We start from the raw sequence: 24,349 nt of genomic DNA, 5'->3' as shown, positions 1-24,349 counted from the left end.
GGGAGGGAGGGGTTGGTATCATCGGTATATGGTGAAGAATACTTTATTGCAGGTTTGGCCGATACCGGCCTTTGATGACAACTACATCTGGTGCATCCATGATGGGCAATCCGCCTTGATTGTGGATCCAGGTGATGCTGCCCCTGTACTGCAATACCTCGAGGAGAAAAATTTTACTCTGACCGGTATTTTAATTACCCATCACCATGCTGACCATACGGGCGGCATCCTAAATCTATTGCAGGCACTGGGATCAGTCCCGGTTTACGGTCCCGCCAATATTGAGATTCCTGGCCGCACGAATGTCATGATGGAGGGCGACAAGATTGAGGTGGCTGCACCACGTATTAGCCTTGAGGTTTACGAAGTGCCAGGGCATACCTTGACCCACATTGCTTACTTTGCAAACATGCAGGCCAATGTGGTTGAGCCCATGCTGTTCTGTGGCGACACTTTATTCGCATCAGGCTGCGGTCGTTTGTTTGAGGGAACTCCAACGCAGATGAGTCAGTCCCTCGCTAAGTTCATTGCCTTGCCAAAAAATACCCTGGTGTATTGCACCCATGAATACACCTTATCGAATATTCGCTTCGCATTAGCAGTTGAGCCCAACAATGCGAACCTCATTACTTGGGCAGAAACTGCCAAGGCGCTGCGTGATCAACATTTGCCAACATTGCCGACGACTATCGGGCAAGAGTTGCAGGTCAATCCATTCATGCGCTGTGATCAGCAAGCTGTAATTGATGCTGCGCTTGAAGTCTCCGGTGAGAAATCATTGCCTACATCTGCGCATGTCTTGGCAGTAATAAGAGCCTGGAAGGATCGGTTCTGATGTTGTGGCGCTATGCGGCGATCTTATTGATTGCCGTACTCTCAGGTTGTGCCAGCACTGGAGATTGGTCTTCTGATACGCCGACGCGTCAGGATCCGCGCGCTTCGAAAGCAAAGCGCGTCAATCTGAAGAATCAATCTGTCAGCGACTTATATGCTCCATCAAGCAATCTTTGGATTCGTATTCGGGATGGCTTTGAGATGGAGCCGATGAATACGCCGCTAGAAATTGAGCAAGTGCGCTGGCTTAGTGCTCGTCCTGATTACGTGAATCGCTCGATGACCCGTTCATCTCGCTACCTGTTTTATATCGTGCAGGAAGTCAATGCGCGCAATATGCCAACGGAGATTGCTTTACTGCCTTTTGTAGAGAGCGCCTTCGTCACAAATGCAAAGTCTAGCGCTAAGGCAATGGGCTTATGGCAATTCATGCCGGCTACTGGCAAAGATTTTCGTTTAACGCAAAACGTCTTCAGAGATGAGCGCAGGGATGTGTTGCAGTCTACCGATGCTGCTTTAGATTACCTGCAACGTTTATATAAGCAGTTCGGTAGCTGGGAACTTGCATTGGCTGCCTATAACTGGGGCGCTGGTAATGTTGCTAAAGCGCAGAAGCGTAATTTGGCGGCGGGACTACCGACGGATTACCTCAGCCTAAAGATGCCCAATGAGACGCGCAACTATGTGCCCAAGTTGATGGCCTATCGACAGATTGTGTTGGATCCTCAGGCCTACGGCATTGTGTTACCCGAGCTAGAAAACCATCCTTACTTTGTAGCGGTGGACGTTGGTAGTGATATCGACGTTGATCTAGCGATTAAGTTAGCCGAGATTCCATTGGATGAGTTTCATAGTCTGAACCCATCTTTTAATAAGCCAGTCATTTTGAGTAATGCTAACCAGCAGATTTTGCTGCCCTTTGGTCATGCTGAAATCTTCCAGGCAAATCTGAAGCAATACACCAAGCCATTGTCTTCATGGGCAGCAGTTCAGGTGACTAAAACAGAATCCGTAGATCAGTGCGCCAAGACTCTTGGTGTTGATGCCGATACCTTGCGTGAAGTAAACGGCATTCCAAAGGGGATGCGCATTCGCTCTGGATCTACCGTTCTAGTGCCCAAAACCAGCCGTCGACCCGGTGATATTTCTCTAGCAATGGCAGAAAACGGCAGTCTTAGTCTCGACAAGCCAGTGCCCCCGGCGCCTAAAAAATGTGCAAAAGGGGCAAAATGTCCGGTAGCAAAATCTGCAAAAGGGGCTGTTAAGGGTAATTCTTCCGCAAATAATGCTGCATCTCAGCATAAATCCGCATCGACAGGGCTTGCAAAATCTGCGAAAAATGGAACTGCGAAGACGACTGGCTCCACAGTCAAGGCATCAAATAGCAAAGGGGCTAGCAAGATTCAGTAAGCCCAGACACTTTAATTTACTTATTTAGGTTGACCATGTCCTACAAATCAGAACACGAACGCTCCATTAAAGACCCAGATGGATTCTGGGGAGAGCAGTCAAAACTCATTCATTGGGAAAAACCATTTAATAAAGTTCTGGATTACGCAAACCCTCCGTTTGCAAAATGGTTTGAAGGTGGCCTTACTAACCTTTGCTACAACGCAGTTGATCGACATCTTAAAGATCGCCCCGATCAAATTGCTCTCGTTGCTGTTTCAACAGAAACCAATGTAGAGAAAGCCTACACATTCAAAGAGCTCTACGAAGAAGTCAATCGTATGGCTGCTATCTATAAAGCCAATGGCGTCAAAAAGGGCGATCGTGTATTGATCTACATGCCAATGATTGCCGAAGCTTGTTTTGCAATGCTTGCTTGTGCGCGTATTGGCGCAATTCACTCGGTGGTGTTTGGAGGCTTTGCTTCCCATAGCTTGGCATCACGTATTGATGATGCAAAACCAAAAATGATTGTGACTGCAGAAGCAGGCGCACGTGGCGGTAAAGCGGTTCCTTATAAGCCTTTGCTCGATGAGGCAATTACGCTTGCAAGCTACAAACCTGAGAAGGTGTTAATTGTGAACCGCGGTCTGACTGAGTTCACTACGGTTGCTGGCCGTGATTTAGATTACGCCACTGAGCGCCAAAAGCATCTTAACGATTTGGTTCCAATTGAGTGGGTTGATGCAACTCACACTTCATACATCCTGTACACCTCCGGGACGACTGGTAAGCCTAAAGGCGTGCAGCGTGACACCGGTGGTTATGCGGTTGCTTTGGCTGCAACCATGAAGCACATCTTCTGTGGTAATCCTGGCGAAACCATGTTCTGCACATCTGACATCGGTTGGGTTGTAGGTCATAGCTACATCATTTACGCGCCATTGCTCAATGGCATGGCAACCATCATGTATGAAGGTACGCCATTGCGTCCAGACGCAGGTATTTGGTGGGAGTTGGTTGAGAAGTACAAAGTGTCAGTCATGTTCTCCGCACCAACTGCAGTTCGTGTTCTCAAGAAACAAGATCCTGCGTTCTTAACTAAATATGACCTGTCTAGCCTGCGCGCCTTGTTCTTGGCAGGCGAGCCTTTGGATGAACCAACAGCAACATGGATTCATGATGCGATCAAGAAGCCAATCGTAGATAACTACTGGCAGACTGAAACAGGTTGGCCAATGCTGGCAATTCAGCGTGGCGTAGAAGTGATGCCGCATAAGTTTGGTTCACCAGGTGTTCCTTCATTTGGTTACAACATGAAGTTGCTCGATGATGCAACTTCCGAAGAGTTGGGCCCAGATCAGAAGGGCGTTATTGCAATTGAAGGTCCTTTGCCTCCAGGCTGCATGCAGACTGTTTGGGGTGATGACAAGCGTTTTGTTAGCACCTATTGGGAAACTATCCCGGGCAAGACCATTTACTCCACTTTTGACTGGGGTATTAAAGACAAAGATGGTTACTTCTTCATCTTGGGCCGTACTGATGACGTGATTAACGTTGCAGGTCATCGTTTAGGTACTCGTGAGATTGAGGAGAGCATTTCTAGTCATCCAAATATCTCTGAAGTAGCAGTGGTAGGTATTGAGGACAAACTCAAGGGTCAGGCAGCGATTGCATTTGTGATTCCAAAGGATTCTTCAAATACAGCCACCTTGGAAGCGGAGTGCATGAAGACTGTGGACACCACATTGGGTGCAATTGCGCGTCCGGGCCGTGTTTATGTGGTTACCGCTTTGCCTAAGACCCGTTCTGGCAAGATCGTTCGTCGTGCACTTCAGGCTGTAGCTGAAGGGCGCGATCCTGGTGATATCAGCACCATGGAAGATCAGACTGTTTTGGCTCAAATTAAGACCATCATCGAGCAAAGCGCAAAGTCCTAAAGCTGGCTCGGTTTTAGTTAAAATAAGCCCCTCGGTCGCAAGACTCAGGGGCTTATTACCTTCTAAGCCCAATTGGCTGGGAATCCAAGGGTTTATACGCAAAACTGGTATCATTACCAGGTTCAAAACTTAATAAATTACCCTAGCGCTTAAAGACACTCACCTCCCGCACAAACAGTCCTGGGTTGGTCTTTTTGGGGTGTTGAGCGTCGGATGGAGCAGGGACTGGAGATGGTTTGTCACCCTTGCTTCCTTCTTTTCCTCCCGCCGTGTTGGCTCTAGCCGACGGCACCGTATTTCCCGGTCTTAGTATTGGCGCCCCTGGCGAAACTACCGGCGAAGTCGTTTTCAATACCGCACTTACTGGCTATCAAGAGATCATTACTGATCCAAGTTACTCACGCCAAATCGTGACCTTGACTTACCCTCATATCGGCAATGTCGGTGTGAATGGTCAGGATGCTGAGTCGGATCAAATTCATGCAGCTGGTTTGGTTGTAAAAGACCTCTCCAAGCGTGTCTCGAATTTCCGCTCTGAGGAAAGCCTCGATAGCTACCTCACGAAAGCAGGGGTAGTGGGTATCTCTGGAATCGATACCCGTAAGCTCACTCGCATCCTGCGTGACAAAGGCGCTCAGTCTGGCGCGATCGTCGCTGGCAAGATGGGTGATGATGTAGAGGCTCTTAGCAAGAAAGCCTTGGAGTTGGCTAAAGCCTTCCCGGGCATGGCTGGTTTAGATCTCGCTAAAGTCGTTACAACAAAAACTCCATACCAATGGCGCGAAGCTGAATGGGATCTGCATGGTCCTGACGGCAAGCCTGTTTACAGAACTTTAGACACTAGCAAGCCAATCAAAAAAGTCGTCGCTTATGACTTTGGTGTGAAGCGCAATATTTTGCGCATGCTCACAGAGCGTGGCTGCGAACTCACGGTTGTGCCTGCACAAACTAGCGCTGCTGAAGTATTGGCGATGAACCCAGATGGCGTGTTCTTCTCAAATGGCCCTGGAGACCCTGGTCCTTGCGATTACGCGATTGCTGCAGCAAAAGAAATTATCGAAAAGGGTGTTCCAACATTCGGCATTTGTTTGGGTCACCAGATTATGGGCTTGGCTGCAGGCGCTAAAACTTTGAAGATGAAGTTTGGTCACCACGGTGCAAACCATCCTGTAAAAGATTTGGATACTGGGCGCGTAGCGATTACCTCTCAGAACCATGGTTTTGCAGTAGATGCAAATACGCTGCCTGACAACATTCGTGTCACGCATGTTTCTTTATTTGATGGATCGCTACAAGGTTTAGCTTGGAAAGATAAGCCTGCTTTGTGTTTCCAAGGTCATCCTGAGGCCTCACCTGGCCCTCATGACATTGCCTATTTATTTGATCGTTTTGTGGAGCTAATGAATGCTGCCGCTGTTAGCAATAAGGGAGGCAAATAATGCCTAAGCGTAGCGACATTAAGAGCATTCTGATTATTGGTGCTGGTCCAATTGTGATTGGACAGGCTTGTGAGTTTGACTATTCTGGTGCGCAAGCTTGTAAAGCTTTGCGTGACGAGGGCTACAAAGTCATTTTGGTGAACAGCAATCCTGCGACCATCATGACTGACCCAGAGATGGCTGATGTGACATACATCGAGCCAATTACTTGGGAAGTAGTAGAGCGCATTATTGCCACCGAAAAACCGGATGCCATTTTGCCAACGATGGGTGGTCAAACGGCCTTGAATTGCGCACTCGATTTGCATCGCCATGGTGTTCTCGAGAAATACGGTTGCGAATTGATTGGTGCTTCACCGGAAGCGATTGATAAAGCAGAAGACCGTCAAAAGTTTAAAGATGCGATGACCAAGATTGGTCTCGGTTCTGCCAAGTCTGGCATTGCACACTCAATGGATGAAGCGCATGAAGTTCAGCAACGTATTCAGAAAGAAACTGGCAGCTTAGGTTTCCCAGTTGTGATTCGTCCTTCATTCACCATGGGTGGATCTGGTGGCGGTATTGCATACAACCGTGAAGAGTTTGAAGAAATTTGCAAACGCGGTTTAGATTTATCGCCAACACGTGAGCTCTTGATTGAAGAGTCTCTCTTGGGTTGGAAAGAGTTCGAGATGGAAGTGGTGCGTGACCGTGCCGATAACTGCATCATCGTTTGCTCAATCGAAAACTTAGATCCAATGGGCGTGCATACCGGTGACTCGATCACCGTTGCCCCAGCACAAACATTGACGGATAAAGAGTATCAAATTCTCCGAAACGCCTCAATTGCGGTGTTGCGTGAGATTGGTGTGGATACTGGTGGTTCAAACGTTCAGTTCTCCATTAACCCGGTCGATGGTCGCATGATCGTTATTGAGATGAACCCACGTGTTTCACGTTCATCTGCCTTGGCTTCTAAAGCAACTGGCTTCCCAATTGCTAAGATTGCTGCGAAGCTCGCGGTTGGCTACACCTTGGATGAGTTGAAGAACGACATCACTGGTGGCGCTACTCCAGCATCCTTTGAGCCATCAATCGATTATGTTGTTACGAAGATTCCTCGCTTTGCGTTTGAGAAATTCCCGCAAGCGGATTCTCGTCTGACAACGCAGATGAAATCCGTAGGTGAGGTGATGGCAATTGGCCGCACTTTCCAAGAATCATTCCAAAAAGCGTTACGCGGTTTAGAGGTTGGCGTTGATGGTCTAGATGAAGTTTCTACAGATCTAGATGACATCATTCAAGAAATCGGTGAGCCAGGACCAGATCGTATTTGGTATTTGGCGGATGCTTTCCGTATGGGCATGGGTTTAGATGAGATTTTCAATGAGACCAAGGTTGACCCTTGGTTCTTGGAGCAAATCGAAGAACTCATCACTATGGAAACCGAGCTCAAGCAGCGCAAGATCGATAGCTTGTCTGCGCCAGAGTTGCGTTTCATTAAGCAAAAAGGTTTTTCAGATCGTCGCTTAGGGAAATTGTTGGGAGTAGATGCTTCCTCAGTTCGTGCAGCACGTCACCGTTTAAAAGTAGTGCCTGTGTATAAGCGCGTGGATACCTGTGCGGCTGAGTTCTCTACAAACACAGCTTATTTGTATTCCACTTACGAAGCAGAGCATGGCGAGTGCGAGTCACAACCAACCACTAAAGACAAGATTATGGTCTTGGGTGGCGGTCCAAACCGTATTGGTCAGGGTATCGAGTTTGACTATTGCTGTGTACATGCTGCCTTAGCCATGCGCGAAGATGGCTATGAAACCATCATGGTGAACTGTAACCCAGAAACGGTTTCTACTGATTACGACACATCTGATCGCTTGTATTTTGAGCCTTTAACTTTAGAAGATGTGTTGGAGATTGTTGCCAAAGAAAAACCAAAGGGTGTGATCGTGCAGTACGGCGGTCAAACTCCGTTGAAGTTGGCCTTAGATCTTGAGGCAAATGGCGTACCTATTATTGGTACATCACCAGACATGATCGATGCAGCTGAAGATCGTGAGCGCTTCCAGAAGTTATTGCATGATTTGAACTTGCGTCAGCCACCTAACCGAACAGCGCGTGCGGAAGATGAAGCCCTGAAGCTTGCTGAAGAAATTGGCTACCCATTGGTAGTGCGTCCTTCCTATGTATTGGGTGGTCGCGCAATGGAAATCGTTCATGATGGTCGTGACCTTGAGCGTTATATGCGTGAGGCTGTGAAGGTATCTCATGACTCACCAGTATTGTTAGACCGCTTCTTGAATGATGCGATTGAGTGCGACGTGGACTGTATCAGTGATGGTCAGCGCGTATTCATTGGTGGTGTGATGGAGCATATTGAGCAAGCCGGCGTTCACTCTGGTGACTCTGCCTGTTCTTTGCCACCGTACTCACTATCTGATGAGACGATCGCAGAAATCAAGCGTCAAACAGCGGCAATGGCTAAAGGCCTGAATGTAGTTGGCTTAATGAACGTACAGTTTGCTATCCAGAATGTTGATGGCAAGGATGTCATTTATGTTCTCGAGGTAAACCCACGCGCTTCTCGTACCGTGCCATTCGTATCTAAAGCAACTGGTTTGCAGTTGGCGAAGATTGCGGCACGCTGCATGGTGGGTCAGACTTTAGACCAGCAAGGTATTCAGGCTGAAGTGAAGCCTGAGTATTTCTCCGTCAAAGAGGCGGTGTTCCCATTCAACAAGTTCCCAGGCATTGATCCGATTCTCGGGCCAGAGATGCGTTCAACTGGTGAGGTAATGGGTGTTGGTAAAACTTTCGGCGAAGCCTTATTTAAGTCTCAGTTAGGCGCTGGCATTAAGTTGCCCAAGAGTGGCACTGTGGTGTTGACCGTAAAAGATAGTGATAAGCCAAAAGCAGTTGAAGTGGCTAAGCTCTTGCATCAGTTGGGCTTCCCGATGGTGGCTACCAAAGGTACTGCTGCAGCGATTGAAGCTGCTGGATTGCCAGTGCGCGTAGTGAATAAAGTAAAAGATGGTCGTCCGCACATTGTTGACTTAATCAAGAATGGTGAGATCTCACTGGTCTTTACTACCGTTGATGAGACTCGTACTGCGATTGCGGATTCCCGCTCCATTCGTACTAGTGCCCAGGCTAATAATGTGACTTACTACACCACGATTAGTGCAGCACGTGCCGTCATGGATGGTTTGATGACATCGCAAAATGGTAATAAAGAGGCTCTTGAAGTCTATTCATTGCAGAATCTGCATAAGACTCTCAATTAAATTAAGTTAGGTAAGAAGCATGAACACAATCCCTATTACTAAGCATGGCGCAGAGCTCCTCAAAGAAGAGTTGCATCGCTTAAAGCATGTAGAGCGTCCATCAGTGATTAATGCGATCTCTGAGGCGCGCGCTCAAGGCGATCTTTCTGAGAATGCTGAGTACGATGCTGCTAAAGAGAAGCAGGGCTTTATTGAAGGTCGTATTCAGGAGCTTGAAGGAAAGTTATCTGCCGCTCAAATCATTGATCCAGCAACTTTGGATGTGAATGGCCGCGTAGTATTTGGTGCGACCGTTGATCTTGAAGACCTGGAAGATGGCACCAAGCTGACTTATCAAATCGTTGGTGATGACGAGGCTGACATTGAGTTTAATAAGATCTCGATTAGCTCTCCGATTGCTCGTGCATTGATCAGCAAAGAAGAGGGTGATGTCGTGGCTGTGCAAGCCCCTGGCGGTAATCGCGAAGTAGAAATTCTCGCGGTTCGTTACATCTAATAATCCCAAATCAATATGCAGACTCTAGAGACTCCGAATCATATGGGGGCTCAAAGACTGTTTATTCTGATTGCGGGTTTATGGGTCGGTAGTCTCCTCACTGTAGGCTACTTAGTCGCCCCAGCTATTTTTAGTACGATGACTGATCGCCAAGCTGCCGGCATGGTGGCTGGCAGTATTTTTAAGTTAGAGGCTTACCTCAGCTTAATTGTGTGCATCGGTCTAATGGTCTTAGCTAACCTCCTGGTTAATCGCGGCCTCAGTCAATTCAGACTCATTCGTTGGCTCTTATTGGCAATGCTGCTGTGCTCGATCGCAGCAGCTTTTATCTTCATTCCTTGGATGAATACGCTTAGAGATAACGCCTTAGCCCAAGGCATGCCGGTAATGCAGTCTCCCTCAGCTACTTTATTCGGCAGGTTACATGGGGCCTCTAGCATTCTCTTTATGTTGCAGAGCCTTTTAGGAATCACCTTAGTTTGGCGGCTGACTAAGAGGTAAGGAAAGAGGTGGGCAATAAAAAACGCCGACTAGCGGCGTTTTTAAAAACTCTTTGATGCTCTTTGCATCAAGAACCCAATGATTTCTTCTTAGTGCTGCTCATGCGTACTTTACGTTTCTTAATTGGAGCGGGCGCTGCAACAGCCTTGCGGTAGCCAGGTGATGACCAACCAATCTTTGACTCAGCAGCATCAGCGCGCAGAACACGTTTCTTCGGAGTGGCGCTTTTTGCAGCAGCAACTCTTTCAAAAGGTGACTTGCTGGCTGCAGAGCGTCGATCTGACCTCTCGGAGGTGCTAGTACGAACACCAGCTTTTGCGACAACACGATTCGGTTGACGCTTAGTGCGAGGTGCTTGCAATGATTTCTTGGTTTGCTTGCTAGATCTTCCTAAATTGGCGAGGGCCGCATCAACAATATCAATCGGCTTCCACAGTACGAGTAATTTTCCGATGTGCTGAACTGGAGCTGCACCAAGCTTGTCGCAAAGCTCTTCATAGATAGCAATACGCGCATCACGGTCATCACCAAAGACGCGTACTTTAATCAGGCCGTGATGAGAAATCGCTAACTTAGCCTCTTTAACGACCGCAGGGGTCAGGCCATCGCCACCAATCATGACAACTGGACTTAGTCCATGGGCGTCAGCTTTAAGGGATTTACGTTGTGCAGGGGTAATAGTAAGTGCAGTCATGGGCTCGATGATAGAGCATTAGGGCTTGTAAAACAGGGCTTTCAGCCTCATATAGGCTTATATCAAGATGTTTTACGTCGATTCCTTTTGCCTTGTAGGGCATAAACAAGGAAAATGGACGCCGAAAGTGGGTAAGTTGTGGCAAAGAATAAATTTAATAAAAGTTGGTTGCAGGATCACCTCAATGATCCGTACGTGAAGATGGCTCAAAAAGAGGGCTATCGCGCACGGGCTGTCTATAAGCTGAGCGAGATAGACGAGCAAGACCGACTCATCAAAGCAGGTATGACTATTGTGGATCTCGGGAGTGCTCCTGGGAGCTGGTCTCAGTACGCCCGTAATCGCCTGACGGAGCTTGGTAAAAACAATCCCAATATTGAATCTGGCAAGCCAGATGGAACCATTATTGCGATCGATATTCTGCCGATGGAGGATATTGCAGACGTTTCCTTTATTCAGGGAGACTTCCGTGAGGATGAGGGTTTAAAGGCTCTAGAGGCGCTTTTACCGGCCGATGCGGACGGAAAAGTTGATCTAGTGATGTCGGATATGGCCCCCAATCTATCTGGGGTAGGCGTTGCAGATTCAGCTCGCATGGCTTTTTTGGCTGAGATTGCCCTGGATTTCTCGGTTCAGCACCTCAAGCCTGAGGGCGCCTTATTAATTAAGTGTTTTAACGGTAGTGGCTATAGCCAAATCGTGGAATCCTTTAAAAAGGTCTTTAAAACAGTAGCCTCCAGAAAGCCAAAAGCGTCCAGAGCGAAGTCCTCGGAAATCTTTTTGCTTGGCCGAGACCTCAAACCACCTAAATAACCCCCTAAAAGAAGGGGTTTATTAAATAAATTGGCTCTCAGCCCTTGAAAAAGGCTGGTAGTAGAATCAAATACTTAGGTATAGCAATCCGCTTTAACTCCCGGATTAATCCGGCAAAGGTCTCCTTTTGAATAGCAATATGTTGCAGAAAATCGGTGTGTGGCTCATTGTGGGTCTAGTGCTGTTCACTGTTTTTAAACAGTTTGACAAGCCTAAAGATCAGAATCAGGTCACGTATTCTCAATTCATGGACGATGCCAAGGCTGGCAAAGTCAAACGAGTTGATGTGCAAGGTCGCACACTGCAAGTCACTCCAAACGACGGCAACAAATACTCCATCATCTCCCCAGGAGACATTTGGATGGTTGGCGATCTGATGAAGTATGGAGTCCAAGTTACCGGTAAGGCAGATGACGAACCCAATATGTTGGTTTCTGCTTTGTACTACCTCGGACCGACTTTATTGATTATTGGTTTTTGGTTCTTCATGATGCGTCAGATGCAAGGCGGCGGTAAGGGCGGAGCATTCTCTTTCGGTAAATCCAAAGCGCGTTTGATTGATGAGAACAGCAACACAGTTACTTTTGCTGATGTTGCTGGTTGCGATGAAGCGAAAGAAGAAGTCTTCGAGATTGTTGACTTCCTTAAAGATCCGCAAAAGTTTCAAAAGCTTGGTGGTCGCATTCCGCATGGCGTATTGCTAGTAGGCCCTCCGGGAACTGGTAAGACCTTGCTGGCTCGTGCGATTGCGGGCGAGGCAAAAGTTCCATTCTTTTCTATCTCTGGTTCAGACTTCGTAGAGATGTTTGTGGGTGTCGGTGCATCACGCGTGCGCGATATGTTTGAGAACGCCAAGAAAAATTCTCCTTGCATCATCTTTATTGATGAGATCGATGCGGTTGGTCGTCATCGTGGCGCCGGTATGGGTGGTGGTAATGATGAACGTGAGCAAACTCTCAACCAAATGCTGGTGGAGATGGATGGTTTTGAAAGTAATAGCGGTGTAATCGTTGTTGCTGCAACCAACCGTTCTGATGTATTGGATCGCGCATTATTGCGTCCTGGTCGTTTTGACCGCCAGGTACACGTTGGCTTGCCAGATATTCGTGGTCGCGAGCAAATTCTTCAAGTGCATATGCGCAAAGTTCCGATTGATCCAGATGTGGACGCAGCAGTATTGGCGCGCGGCACACCTGGTTTCTCAGGTGCGGATTTGGCGAACTTGGTAAATGAGTCAGCATTGTTTGCAGCGCGTCGTAATAAGCGTGCAGTAGATATGAAAGACTTTGAAGATGCCAAAGACAAGATCTATATGGGTCCTGAGCGTAAGTCTGCAGTGATGCGTGAAGAAGAGCGTCGTAATACGGCGTATCACGAGTCTGGTCACGCAGTGGTTGCGAAGGTGTTGCCTAAAGCGGATCCAGTGCACAAGGTCACCATCATGCCGCGCGGTATGGCGCTTGGTGTGACTTGGCAGCTTCCTGAGTTCGATCGTGTGAACTTATACAAAGATCGCATGATGGAAGAGTTGGCGATTTTGTTTGGTGGTCGTGCTGCTGAAGAAGTGTTCTTGCATTCCATGAGTACAGGCGCATCGAATGACTTTGAACGTGCTACCAAAATGGCGCGCGACATGGTGACGCGTTACGGTATGAGTGATAGCTTAGGTACGATGGTCTACGTCGATACCGAATCTGAAAGCATGTTCGGTCGCACTAGCTCCAAGACGGTTTCTGAGTTGACTCAACAAAAGGTCGATGCAGAGATTCGTGCATTGGTCGATAGTCAATACGCATTGGCAAGATCGATCCTTGAGCAAAATCGTGACAAGGTTGAAGCGATGGTTACTGCTTTGCTTGAATGGGAAACCATTGATGCGGAGCAGATTACCGACATCATGGAAGGTCGTCCACCACGTGCCCCAAAGCCGCCACCAGCAACCCAGTTTGGTAATTCTGCTGGTACGCCAGGTCCTGCTGCGGGCGCCGCTCCAGCGACTGCTTAATTAGCTTTAAGCTAATAGCAAGGTGATGAAGCAAACTCTGCCCGCAACATGGCGTTGCGGGCGTTTTCTTTTTGACTTCAGTAAACGTCAGCGCCCATTAGTCATGGGTATTTTGAATGCCACACCAGATTCATTTTCGGATGGTGGTAAGTTCAGAACCCCAATTGATGCCATTGCTCAAGCTGAGCGCATGATTGCCAACGGCGCGGACATGATTGATATCGGTGGTGAATCTACTCGCCCCGGTGCTGAACCAGTTTCCCTCCAAGAAGAATTAGATCGCGTCTTACCAGTCATCGAGGCCCTAAAAGATTGTGGCGTAGCGCTATCAATCGACACCTATAAAGCCGAGACTATGCGCCAAGCACTCAGGGCTGGAGTAGATTGCGTCAACGACATTTGGGCCTTGCGACAAGATGGCGCAGTAGAGGCTGTCATCGAGAGCGATAAAAGTAATCCGGATAAACAGTGCGGTATTGTTTTAATGCACATGCAACGTGATCCGCAAACCATGCAATTTGATCCTGAGTATCAGGATGTCATCACAGAGGTAAAGGCGTTTTTACAGGAGCGCGCCACCTTGCTAGAGGATCAAGGCGTCGCCAAAAATAGAATCGCTATTGATCCTGGATTTGGATTTGGTAAAAGCCTTGAGCACAACCTCAAGATGCTGGCCGATTTTGATCAATTCTCGCAATTGGGCTATCCGGTCTTGGCAGGGATCTCTCGTAAATCCATGTTGGGTAAGTTAACGGGTCGCGATACCAATGATCGAGTGGCACCCAGTATTGCTGCCGCTATTCTGGCTGCTGATCGAGGCGCCCGCATCATCCGTGTCCATGACGTTCAGGAGACCGTTGACTCCTTAAAGCTCTGGGAAGCGGTCCAGAACTAACTTAGTTGGCTAAATACCCACAAGTTTTATAATCAAGCCCATGAAAAAACAATACTTTGGTACTGATGGCATCCGCGGCGAAGTAGGGCAATTTCCGATTGTTCCGGAGTTCATCACTCGCCTCGGCTATGCTGCCGGCAAAGTACTGAGTAGCCAGGCAAAGCCCGGTGAGCGTTGCAAGATTTTGATTGGTAAAGATACCCGTGTTTCTGGTTACTTACTGGAAGCCGCTTTAGAGGCTGGCTTTGCTGCTGCTGGTGTTGATGTGATGTTGTGTGGCCCAATGCCGACTCCTGGCGTTGCATACCTCACTAAGGCATTACGCCTATCTGCGGGAGTGGTGATCTCAGCATCACACAATGCCTATCAAGATAACGGCATTAAATTCTTCTCCGCTGAAGGCGGTAAGTTAACGGATGAGTTTGAGTTAGCAATCGAAGCCGAGCTTGCAAAACCGATGGGCTGCGTTAGCTCAAAAGAATTGGGCAAGGCATTTCGTTTAGATGATGCTGCTGGTCGTTATATTGAATTCTGCAAATCCACCTTTCCGGGTGAGCTCAATCTCAAAGGCATGAAGTTGGTAGTGGACTGTGCACATGGCGCTGCGTACCATACTGCTCCTCACGTCTTTCATGAACTTGGCGCAGAAGTAATTTCTATTGGTGTTCAACCCGATGGCCGCAACATCAATGATGGCTTTGGCGCAACTTCTCCTGAAGCATTAATTGCAAAAGTTAAAGAAACTAAAGCAGATCTTGGCATTGCTTTAGATGGTGATGCTGATCGCTTACAAATGGTTGACGCCTCTGGCAGATTATTTAATGGTGATGAACTTCTGTACGTACTTGCAAAAGACCGCATCGAACGTGGTCAAGCAATAGGAGGTGTAGTTGGCACCTTGATGACGAATCTTGCTGTAGAAAATGCTATCAAAGGTTTGGGTATTGGATTTGAGCGCGCCAATGTAGGCGATCGCTATGTCTTGGAATTACTCAAACAAAAAGGCTGGATTATTGGTGGCGAAGGCTCAGGCCATCTGCTGTGCCTAGATCAACATTCAACCGGTGACGGCACTATCGCCGCATTGCAGGTACTAGCAGCTATGAGTCAGGCCAAGAAGAGCCTGGCGCAATTACTAGATTCCGTAAAAATCTTCCCCCAAGTACTCCTGAATATTAAATACAAAGTAGGTTACGACTGGAAGGCAGATGGCACCCTTAAATCCAAGATAAGCCAGGTCGAAAGCGACCTCAAGGGCACTGGCAGAGTGCTTATCCGCGCCTCAGGTACAGAGCCCGTCCTGCGGGTCATGGTTGAGGCCCAGGATGGCGGTGTGGCCATGAGCTCGGCTAAGAGCATTGCTAATCTGGTGCCAACTGTTTAAGTTACTGATTTCATTGACTTAATTTTTACTGTGCAGTCTGTCACAAAAGAGTCACACTCTAGTCGTATCGTTCTGTTATCGCAATGTTGCGGTATTAATTTGAGGATCGATCCACATGAAATCTTTTTTGAAAAAAGCGTTAGTTATTAGCGCGATTTCAATTGCCCCAGTTGCTTTTGCAGCGGATATGACTGGTGCTGGTGCAACATTCCCTTACCCAATTTACGCCAAATGGGCTGAAGCTTATAAAGCCAAGACTGGCTCCAATATGAACTATCAGTCGATTGGTTCATCAGGTGGCATCAAGCAAATTAAAGCAAAGACTGTTGATTTTGGCGCAAGTGACAATCCAGTTAAATTTGAAGATTTAGAAAAAGATGGTTTGGTGCAGTTTCCAGCGATTATTGGCGGCGTAGTTCCAGTGATTAACGTTGAAGGCGTAAAGCCTTACGAACTCAAGCTATCCCCAGATACTTTGTCTGATATTTTTCAGGGTGCAATTACTAACTGGAACGATAAGCGTATTGTCTTGAACAACCCAGGCATGAAGATGCCTGATCTAGCCATTACTGTTGTACATCGTGCTGATGGATCTGGTACTACTGCAATTTTTACAAACTACTTAGCCAAGGTTAGTCAGAATTGGAAAGATGCAGTTGGTGAAGGTGCCGCAGTTAAATGGCCTGCAGCTTCATCAGTGGGTGGCAAAGGTAACGAGGGTGTTGCGGCAAACGTTTCACGCGTTAAAGGTGCTATTGGCTATGTTGAGTATGCATACGCTAAGAAAAATAAGATGACCAGCGTTTCTTTGAAGAATAAAGACGGTCAATTTGTTCAGCCTGATGACATTACTTTTGCAGCAGCAGCAGCTGGTACAGATTGGTCTAAGATTCCTGGTATGGGTACATTCATTACCAATGCTTCTGGTGCTAAATCATGGCCAATCACTGGTGCATCTTTTATCTTGATCTACAAGAATCCAGAGAACAAAGCAAATGCTGCTGAAGTAATTAAGTTCTTTGACTTTGCATTTAAAGATGGCAAGAAGATGGCTGAAGAGTTGGATTACGTTCCAATGCCTGATGTAACTACTGATTTCATTCGCAAGAATGTATTCTCAAAAGTAGTTACTAAGTAAGGTTTGGGACTACTGTCTATTTGTCTCTCATATGACAGCTCCACCGAGGGTGGGGCTGTTTCAATTTTTAAATAAGCTCAATCATGATTGAATCAACTCAGTCGCACTCAGCGCCCACGCCTCAAGCTCTTCGGATTGCTAAGTTGCAACGTATTCAAGATTTTTTATTTCACGGAATTACACAATTTTTTGCTCTATCAGTGCTGATTGCGCTGGTTGGCATCATTATTTCGCTAATTATTAATGCTTGGCCCGCCCTTGATAAATTTGGAATCGGGTTTTTCTTTACTAAAGAGTGGGACATTGTTAATGGTGAGTTTGGTGGCCTAATCGCCATTTACGGCACATTGGTGACCTCCTTGATTGCGCTACTCATTGCCGTGCCATTAAGCTTTGGTATTGCGGTGTTTTTAACTGAGTTATGTCCCGGTCCATTACGTAGACCTTTGGGTACCGCTGTTGAATTGCTTGCAGCTGTTCCTTCTATCATTTATGGAATGTTTGGTTTATTTATATTCGCACCACTTTTTGGTGAGTATATTCAGCCAGCCTTAGCAGCAACGCTGGGTCAAATTCCGGGTTTAGGAATTTTGTTCTCTGGTGCTTTTAATGGCATTGGTATTTTATGTGCAGGCCTCATCTTGGCCATGATGATTCTTCCCTTCATCGCCTCAGTCATGCGCGATGTATTTGAAATTGTTCCACCTGTTCTTAAAGAGTCGGCATACGGTATCGGCTGCACTACTTGGGAAGTGGTAAAAAATATCGTTCTTCCTTATACCAAGGCTGGTGTGATTGGTGGCGTCATGCTTGGATTGGGTAGGGCGCTTGGTGAAACTATGGCTGTCACCTTTGTGATTGGCAATGCACACCGTCTTTCTGCATCCCTTTTCGCTCCGGGCAACTCAATTGCCTCCACATTGGCTAATGAGTTTGGTGAGGCTGAGCTTGGACCACATTACTCTTCTTTATTTGCGCTTGGTCTTGCGCTATTCATGATTACATTCGTAGTTTTAGCCATTGCTAAGTGGATGTTGATGAATATGGAGAAAAAGCAAGGACTTAAAACATGAACGGCCTATCCAATATTAATCCAGCAGTTTTTGCTAAACGTAAGCGCGCCAACAAGATTGGCCTAGTCCTCTCTACTGGGGCTATGGTGCTTGGTATGGTTTTCCTTCTCTGGATTCTGAGCATCCTATTTATTAAGGGCTTCTCCTCCATTAATATGGACGTATTCCTGCACAGCACTCCTGCGCCGGGATCTGAGGGTGGAGGTCTGGCTAATGCGATTGTAGGCAGCTTGATGATTGTGGCTAGTTGTACTTTAATTAGTACTCCGATTGGCGTTTTAGCTGGCCTATACCTCTCTGAATATGGTGATAGAAGTAAGGTTGCGTCCGTAACACGCTTTGTTACAGACATCATGCTCTCAGCACCATCAATTGTTATTGGTTTGTTTGTATATGCAATTGTCGTTGCTCAGGTCCGTCACTTTTCTGGTTGGGCGGGGACTATCGCCTTGGCCTTAATCGCTATTCCAGTAGTAGTTCGCACAACAGAGAATATGTTGCGTTTAGTTCCGGGTAGTTTGCGTGAAGCAGCTTATGCATTGGGTACGCCAAAGTGGAAGGTGGCCTTCATGATCACTCTACGTGCCGCCCAAAGTGGTGTGATTACCGGTATTTTATTGGCCCTGGCCCGCGTTAGCGGTGAAACTGCACCACTGCTTTTTACGGCGCTAAATAATCAATTCTTTACAACCAATATGAATGCACCGATGGCTAACTTGCCTGTGGTGATCTTCCAGTTTGCGATGAGTCCCTACGATAACTGGGTAGACCTAGCTTGGGCTGCCGCTTTGCTCATCACATTCACTGTATTGGGATTAAATATCCTAGCCCGGGTAGTCTTCCGTGAAAAAGTACAAAGCTAATGGCCAATATGAAAACAATGTTTGACTTAAATACAATCGATAGTCAAGGAATCAGAATGAACGACAACACTAATATCCAAACCGCTAAAGAAGTAAAAAATGCTATTGAGGTACGCAACCTCAATTTTTTCTACGGAGCCTTCCAGGGTCTTAAAAATATTAATTTAGATATTGAAGAGGGTAAAGTAACCGCTTTTATTGGCCCATCTGGATGTGGAAAATCTACTCTTCTGAGAACTCTAAATCGCATGTATGACCTTTATCCTGGTCAGCGCGCAGAAGGTGAGATAAATTTCTACGGCCAAAATATTTTAGAGTCTGGTCAGGATCTGAACTTATTGCGCTCACGAATCGGTATGGTTTTCCAGAAGCCAACCCCATTCCCAATGTCTATTTATGAGAACATTGCATTTGGCGTGCGTTTATACGAAAAACTGTCTCGATCTGAGATGGATGAGCGCGTTGAATGGGCTCTCAATAAGGCGGCTCTTTGGAATGAAGCAAAAGACAAACTTAATCAAAGTGGACTATCGCTCTCTGGCGGTCAGCAACAGCGACTGTGTATTGCTCGTGGGGTAGCTGTAAAGCCATCCGTTATTTTGCTTGATGAGCCAACCTCAGCATTGGATCCAATATCTACAGGCAAGATTGAGGAGTTGATTAACGAACTTAAGCATGAATATACGATTGCGATCGTTACGCACAACATGCAGCAAGCAGCTCGTGTCTCCGATTACACTGCATATATGTACTTGGGGAGTTTGATTGAGTATGGCAAGACGGACGAAATCTTTATCAAGCCCAAGCGTAAAGAAACAGAAGATTACATTACCGGCCGTTTTGGTTAATTGGAGAAATAAATGCCAGATAAACACCTATCATCACAATTTGATGCAGATCTAAATTCCCTCTCTAGTCGTTTGTTAGAAATGGGCGGCTTAGTTGAATCCCAGATTTCAACTGCTATGCGTGCCTTCACCCAGATGGATATCGATACCTGTAACGTTGTTATCGCTAATGAGAAAACGGTAAATGATCTAGAAATTCAGATTGACTTGGCCTGTACCGAATTGATTGCGCGTCGCCAACCAACGGCTCGTGACTTGCGTTTGGTAATGGCTGTGTCTAAGGCAATCACCAATTTAGAGCGTGCGGGCGATGAGGCTGAGCGCGTTGCTAAGCGTACTAAGCGTTTAATCGAATCCGGTGCAACCCATAACATTAATGTTGCCGAAATTCGTTTGTCTGGTCAGATGGCTATTTCATTATTGCGCCGCAGTTTGGATGCGTTTGCGCGTTTAGATACAAGCGCAGCTGCTGAAGTGGTTCAAGAAGACCGTCAGATCGATGAAGAGTTTAGGGGCTTTGTACGTAAGCTGATTTCCTACATGATGGAAGATCCACATACGATTTCAACAGGACTCGATATGCTCACGATTGCTAAAGCAATTGAGCGTATTGGTGATCATGCAAAGAATATTGCGGAGTTCGTGATTTATATTGCTAAAGGCTCTGATGTGCGCCATATTCCTCATGAGGATTTGGTTCGCGAGGCTAATAAACCTTAATAAATCAAGGCAGAATCTCTGATGACTCACCGAATATTGATTGTTGAGGATGAGCCTTCGATTGCTGAGTTAATTGCGATCAACCTGACTCATGCTGGATATGAGGTTGAAAAAGCATTGCAGACGGATGTAGCCCTCAATGTGATGCGCGATCAACTGCCTAGCTTATTAATCTTGGATTGGATGTTGCCGGGTAAATCAGGCGTTCAATTTGCCAAGGAGTTAAGGGCAAATGAACGTACTCGATCGCTCCCAATTTTGATGTTGACCGCAAAGAGCGAAGAGTCGGATAAGGTTTTAGGTCTAGATTCTGGGGCTGACGACTATGTAACCAAGCCATTTTCCCCCAAGGAATTGGTTGCCAGGGTCAAGGCGCTTTTACGCCGCCAAACCCCAATCGAGGATACGGGGCCACTTTCAGTTGGACCCTTAAGACTTGACCCTGTCTCCCACCGCATTACTGCCGTTTGGCCAAATCTGGATCCTCAGCCTATATCTCTAGGCCCAACAGAATACAGGCTGCTGCAATTTATGATGGCAAATCCTGAGAGGGTTCATTCACGGGCCAACTTGCTGGATAAAGTTTGGGGCAATGAGGTTTACATAGAAGAGCGCACCGTTGATGTTCACATCAAGCGCTTGCGAGCTGCTTTAGCGCCTACTGACTGCGACCGCTATATAGAAACAGTCCGCGGAAGTGGTTATCGCATTACAAAGCTGCCGACTCAGACCTAACTTCACCCTATCTGGCTAAGGTTTTTTAAGTACTTGGCTCAGATGTTCTAAGATTGCCTAATGCTCTCCGTAATTACCCGTTTTGCGCTGCTCATTATTTTGGCATTTTTTGCTGGATTAATGGCTTTATCGAATTTTGGTCCATTTTTTGGCATTGCCGCTGGAATCGCTGTTCTTGCTATTCCACTGATGTATTCATACATTAATCTTGCTCGCCTACGTAAATACACCTTAAGGGACGCCCTAGAAAGGATGTCTTTGCCAAGCGGCTACTGGGAAGAGATTTTTTTTCGCATTCAAAGGTTGGTAAGGGGTTTAAAGCAACAAATTCGATCTATTGAAAAGCAACACAATCGATTTATTGAGGCTTTTCAGGCATCGCCTAATGGCATCCTGATGCTGGATGATCAAGATCAAATCGAGTGGTGCAACGCTATTTCTGAACGTTTTTTTGGACTCAACTTTAAGCGGGACGTAATGCAAAGGGTCAACTTCTTAATACGTCGACCAGAATTTGTTCAGTATCTATACAGGCGCCAATTTGAAGAGCCACTATTGCTCGAGCGTATGGGCCCCAAGGCAAATTTGAGTTTAATGTTGCAGGCTTTTCCTTTCGGCGATAAGAGGCATCTTTTATTGGTGCAGGATGTTACGGATTTGCAGAAGGCGGACGCAATGCGTCGTGATTTTGTGGCTAATGTCTCCCATGAGATGCGTACACCAATCACGGTATTGATGGGTTTTTTAGAGACGATGCAGTCATTGGATTTGGGTAAGGCTCAGCAGCATCAGTATTTTGAAATGATGATGTCACAAGCTCAAAGGATGAAAAGCCTGGTAGAGGACTTGTTAACCTTGGCTAATCTTGAGGCAAATACTTTGCCAGCCCCAATGCAGCTCATCCAAATCCCAACCTTAATGGCATTGCTAAAAAATGATGCGGAGGCTTTATCCCAAGGTCGCCACGCATTTAACTTTGATATTTCTAGTGCCGATAATCTAATGGGTGAAGAGCGGGAAATTCTCTCTGCATTTGGTAATCTGGTTTCCAATGCTATTCGTTATACGCCCGACATTGCCTCAATTAGCGCAAACTGGCGCATCAATGCACAGGGTGAGGGGGAGTTCTCTGTAACGGATACGGGTCCAGGAATTGCTTCCGAGCATTTGTCACGTTTAACTGAGCGTTTTTATCGAGTGGATCGAAGCCGGTCTCGTGACACGGGAGGTACCGGCCTAGGGCTTGCGATTGTTAAGCATATTGCCAATCGACATCAAGCCCAATTAATTATTGAAAGCACCCCTGGTAAGGGAAGTGCTTTTACACTGCGCTTCCCTAAAGAGAGAATTGCACGACTAGATAGTTAAGGGAATTAATCCTTCTTATCTTTTTTCTTGTCTTTACCTTTTTTCTTTTTGGATTCTTTGGGAAGCTTATCTAGCTTACCGTTTGCATAAAGACACCACACCTTGATCTCTTCAAGGAGTTCATGCAGATCTTCGTAGGACAAATTTTTAAAGTCTTGTAAGCCAATGGCACCTGACTCCTGAAGCTGTTTAACAGCATCTTCATATTTATATGCGCTCATGGATTTCCAAATAAGTTAATAAGAACGCACCAATGCTAGCAAAGTAATATGACAAAAATGTCTTTTTAGAGGACTGGTTTACTAGTCCGGATCACCCGAAATCTCTGAACTTCGTTTAAGCCCTGTAATTCTGCCAAGAAGTCGTTCTAGCGGCCCTCCAATAATGAGGGTGATGAGTATGGCGCACAAGGCCATAATGCCCAGCATCAGTTCGCCTGCGCCAAATGCAGCAGCAATCAGTGCGCAGGACCATATGCTGGCAGAGGTAGTCAATCCATGAACCTTTTGAGTGCTGCTTTCCCGGATGATGACGCCGGCTCCAAGAAACCCAAGACCCGTAATCAGCCCTTGCAAAACATGACTTAATGCCTGGGTATCGGTTTTTCCAAAGTATCCAATTGACATAACCGCCGTAGCTGAGCCGATAGCTACCAGAGAGTGGGTTCTAATGCCTGCGGATTTGTGGTGTACCCAACGGTTTAAGCCTAGGACAATTCCAGCAAATAGAGCCAAGGAGAGACGTAAAGCCATTTCCCCATAAAGATTTAGATATTCCATATATTTCCAGTATGGACGTCTTTTCAATAAAACAGTTAGATAATTTTTCTCATTTTGAGGGAAAGATAAACGGCAGCACCAGCCATGGCCATCAACACCATCACAATATAAAAGGATTCTTTAATGCCAGGCAAGTCTTCCATATTCATACCCATAATTCCAGTAATGAGAGTCATTGGGAGAAAGATTACGGTCATTACAGAGAGAACCTGCAGGTTTCTAGCATTAAATTCAGCGACATGAGCAGCTTGTTCATCCTGTAATACTTTGGCCCGATCATATAGGTTAGAAATCTCCTGAACTAGATAAGACAGTAAGTCCAAATCATCGTTAAGGCGATATTTGTCTTCATCGGAAAACCAGTAGGGCAAGCGTTTTTGTAGGCGATTTAATGCGATCAACTCTGGTGAGAACTGGCGACGTAGGCGGCTACATTGAATACGAACTCTGCCAAGATATTCGTGCTCTGGCAATTCTTTTCCCTTCAGCAATATTTCCTCTAGATCATCCATCGTTTCAGACAGGCGCATTAATAATGTTCTAAGATACTCCGCACGTAAATCAATCAACTCATGAAAGAGCTCAATTGCAGAGCAGGGATTTAATAGCCCATCTCTAAGGTCGGAGCGCAATCGATCGGTTGTTCTCAGGGGATTATTTCTGAGTGAGATCATTAAACGAGGAGTGAGAATGGCCCATAAAGTGCCAAGATTTGAATCACCTTCTTTATCGCCGAATTCTTGATGAAAGTCATTCATCACCATCAGTAGGCAGTCATCCAGTTTTTCAATGCGCTCCAGTCGACTGCGAGTAACGCCCTCATCAATCATTTCCACAACGCGATCTGGTATGAGGGGTGTATTTTTCAACCAGCGCTGCACCTGCGAGTTCGCTAAGTTGAGGTGTAGCCAAACGGATAACTCTGGATCATTCAGAGCATCGGCAATATCGAATAGGGGGATCTCATGATTTTTCGCGGAGGATGTCATGGCCCAAGCAAAAACAACGCCATTAATGGGAAAGGGTTGGATTGGAGATGGAGTCATTAAATGAAGGCTTTTATCTGAGTATGCTGATTGTAAGGATGATGTTTGTCTATTTCGTTTTAATGCTGACATGATGCTGACTTAATAAATCCTTAGAGTTGGTCCAATCGCTAATGAAGCGATAAC

Annotated in this window: 22 protein-coding genes; 18 read left to right on the top strand and 4 right to left on the bottom strand. The window is 46.4% G+C overall.

The features are described from left to right. Window positions 1–28 precede the first annotated feature (28 nt). The 7 genes from gloB to ICN30_RS01105 all read left to right on the top strand — a co-directional run bounded on the left by gloB (window position 29) and on the right by ICN30_RS01105 (window position 9,862). On the top strand, window positions 29–835 hold the full coding sequence (gene gloB, locus ICN30_RS01135) for a hydroxyacylglutathione hydrolase (protein ID WP_216272674.1): 807 nt from the start codon (window positions 29–31) through the stop codon (window positions 833–835). Next, window positions 835–2,244 (top strand): transglycosylase SLT domain-containing protein, encoded by a 1,410-nt coding sequence (locus ICN30_RS01130; RefSeq protein WP_216272673.1) that lies wholly within the window; start codon window positions 835–837, stop codon window positions 2,242–2,244. The genes gloB and ICN30_RS01130 overlap by 1 nt, the downstream gene beginning before the upstream one ends. A gap of 35 nt (window positions 2,245–2,279) precedes the next feature. Next, window positions 2,280–4,163: a propionate--CoA ligase gene (locus ICN30_RS01125; protein WP_216272672.1), complete on the top strand. Its 1,884-nt coding sequence runs from the start codon at window positions 2,280–2,282 to the stop codon at window positions 4,161–4,163. Window positions 4,164–4,408: 245 nt separating this feature from the next. Then, window positions 4,409–5,602, top strand: a complete 1,194-nt coding sequence (gene carA / locus ICN30_RS01120; RefSeq protein ID WP_216272799.1) for a glutamine-hydrolyzing carbamoyl-phosphate synthase small subunit — start codon at window positions 4,409–4,411, stop codon at window positions 5,600–5,602. Beyond that, window positions 5,602–8,865 (top strand): carbamoyl-phosphate synthase large subunit, encoded by a 3,264-nt coding sequence (gene carB / locus ICN30_RS01115; RefSeq protein ID WP_216272671.1) that lies wholly within the window; start codon window positions 5,602–5,604, stop codon window positions 8,863–8,865. Before carA ends, carB begins: the two co-directional genes overlap by 1 nt. 19 nt (window positions 8,866–8,884) lie before the next feature. Further along, entirely contained in the window at window positions 8,885–9,361 is a 477-nt protein-coding gene (gene greA, locus ICN30_RS01110) for a transcription elongation factor GreA (protein WP_216229384.1), read from the top strand. Between the two features lie 42 nt (window positions 9,362–9,403). After that, window positions 9,404–9,862: a DUF4149 domain-containing protein gene (locus tag ICN30_RS01105; RefSeq protein WP_216272670.1), complete on the top strand. Its 459-nt coding sequence runs from the start codon at window positions 9,404–9,406 to the stop codon at window positions 9,860–9,862. Between the two features lie 67 nt (window positions 9,863–9,929). On the opposite strand, the gene ICN30_RS01100 is transcribed toward ICN30_RS01105, so the two are convergent. Then, window positions 9,930–10,556, bottom strand: a complete 627-nt coding sequence (locus tag ICN30_RS01100; protein WP_216272669.1) for a YhbY family RNA-binding protein — start codon at window positions 10,554–10,556, stop codon at window positions 9,930–9,932. A gap of 138 nt (window positions 10,557–10,694) precedes the next feature. Here ICN30_RS01100 and ICN30_RS01095 point away from each other — a divergent pair, with 138 nt between their 5' ends. The 11 genes from ICN30_RS01095 to phoR all read left to right on the top strand — a co-directional run bounded on the left by ICN30_RS01095 (window position 10,695) and on the right by phoR (window position 22,398). Beyond that, window positions 10,695–11,369, top strand: coding sequence for an RlmE family RNA methyltransferase (locus ICN30_RS01095; RefSeq protein ID WP_216272668.1), 675 nt, complete (start codon window positions 10,695–10,697; stop codon window positions 11,367–11,369). A gap of 127 nt (window positions 11,370–11,496) precedes the next feature. Beyond that, a complete protein-coding gene (gene ftsH, locus ICN30_RS01090; RefSeq protein ID WP_216272667.1) occupies window positions 11,497–13,374 on the top strand; it encodes an ATP-dependent zinc metalloprotease FtsH in 1,878 nt (625 codons plus the stop codon). 25 nt (window positions 13,375–13,399) lie between these two features. Next, a complete protein-coding gene (gene folP / locus ICN30_RS01085) occupies window positions 13,400–14,269 on the top strand; it encodes a dihydropteroate synthase (RefSeq protein WP_216272664.1) in 870 nt (289 codons plus the stop codon). 40 nt (window positions 14,270–14,309) lie between these two features. Continuing rightward, a complete protein-coding gene (glmM, locus tag ICN30_RS01080) occupies window positions 14,310–15,653 on the top strand; it encodes a phosphoglucosamine mutase (RefSeq protein WP_216272662.1) in 1,344 nt (447 codons plus the stop codon). 115 nt (window positions 15,654–15,768) lie between these two features. Continuing rightward, window positions 15,769–16,791, top strand: a complete 1,023-nt coding sequence (gene pstS / locus ICN30_RS01075; protein WP_216272660.1) for a phosphate ABC transporter substrate-binding protein PstS — start codon at window positions 15,769–15,771, stop codon at window positions 16,789–16,791. Between the two features lie 83 nt (window positions 16,792–16,874). Then, window positions 16,875–17,864, top strand: coding sequence for a phosphate ABC transporter permease subunit PstC (gene pstC / locus ICN30_RS01070; protein ID WP_216229388.1), 990 nt, complete (start codon window positions 16,875–16,877; stop codon window positions 17,862–17,864). Continuing rightward, window positions 17,861–18,727, top strand: a complete 867-nt coding sequence (gene pstA / locus ICN30_RS01065; protein ID WP_216229389.1) for a phosphate ABC transporter permease PstA — start codon at window positions 17,861–17,863, stop codon at window positions 18,725–18,727. The genes pstC and pstA overlap by 4 nt, the downstream gene beginning before the upstream one ends. Window positions 18,728–18,783: 56 nt before the next feature. Next, window positions 18,784–19,575 (top strand): phosphate ABC transporter ATP-binding protein PstB, encoded by a 792-nt coding sequence (gene pstB / locus ICN30_RS01060; protein ID WP_015420964.1) that lies wholly within the window; start codon window positions 18,784–18,786, stop codon window positions 19,573–19,575. Between the two features lie 12 nt (window positions 19,576–19,587). Continuing rightward, window positions 19,588–20,295 (top strand): phosphate signaling complex protein PhoU, encoded by a 708-nt coding sequence (gene phoU / locus ICN30_RS01055; protein ID WP_015420965.1) that lies wholly within the window; start codon window positions 19,588–19,590, stop codon window positions 20,293–20,295. 21 nt (window positions 20,296–20,316) lie between these two features. Beyond that, the gene (phoB, locus tag ICN30_RS01050; RefSeq protein ID WP_216272658.1) at window positions 20,317–21,030 is read left to right on the top strand and encodes a phosphate regulon transcriptional regulator PhoB; all 714 of its coding nucleotides are present in this window, start codon (window positions 20,317–20,319) and stop codon (window positions 21,028–21,030) included. A 60-nt stretch (window positions 21,031–21,090) separates the two neighbouring features. Then, window positions 21,091–22,398, top strand: a complete 1,308-nt coding sequence (phoR, locus tag ICN30_RS01045) for a phosphate regulon sensor histidine kinase PhoR (protein WP_216272656.1) — start codon at window positions 21,091–21,093, stop codon at window positions 22,396–22,398. A 5-nt stretch (window positions 22,399–22,403) separates the two neighbouring features. On the opposite strand, the gene ICN30_RS01040 is transcribed toward phoR, so the two are convergent. The 3 genes from ICN30_RS01040 to ICN30_RS01030 form a co-directional block, all read right to left on the bottom strand. Beyond that, on the bottom strand, window positions 22,404–22,619 hold the full coding sequence (locus ICN30_RS01040) for a hypothetical protein (protein WP_015420968.1): 216 nt from the start codon (window positions 22,617–22,619) through the stop codon (window positions 22,404–22,406). A gap of 81 nt (window positions 22,620–22,700) precedes the next feature. Beyond that, entirely contained in the window at window positions 22,701–23,177 is a 477-nt protein-coding gene (locus ICN30_RS01035; protein WP_216272654.1) for an MgtC/SapB family protein, read from the bottom strand. 35 nt (window positions 23,178–23,212) lie between these two features. Further along, on the bottom strand, window positions 23,213–24,223 hold the full coding sequence (locus tag ICN30_RS01030) for a CorA family divalent cation transporter (RefSeq protein WP_216272651.1): 1,011 nt from the start codon (window positions 24,221–24,223) through the stop codon (window positions 23,213–23,215). Between the last annotated feature and the right edge of the window lie 126 nt (window positions 24,224–24,349).

The organism is Polynucleobacter sp. 31A-FELB (genome assembly GCF_018882405.1).
Taxonomy (GTDB): Bacteria; Pseudomonadota; Gammaproteobacteria; order Burkholderiales; family Burkholderiaceae; genus Polynucleobacter.
Note: the sequence above shows the minus strand (reverse complement) of the source record. Positions and strands in the feature narration are given on the sequence as shown.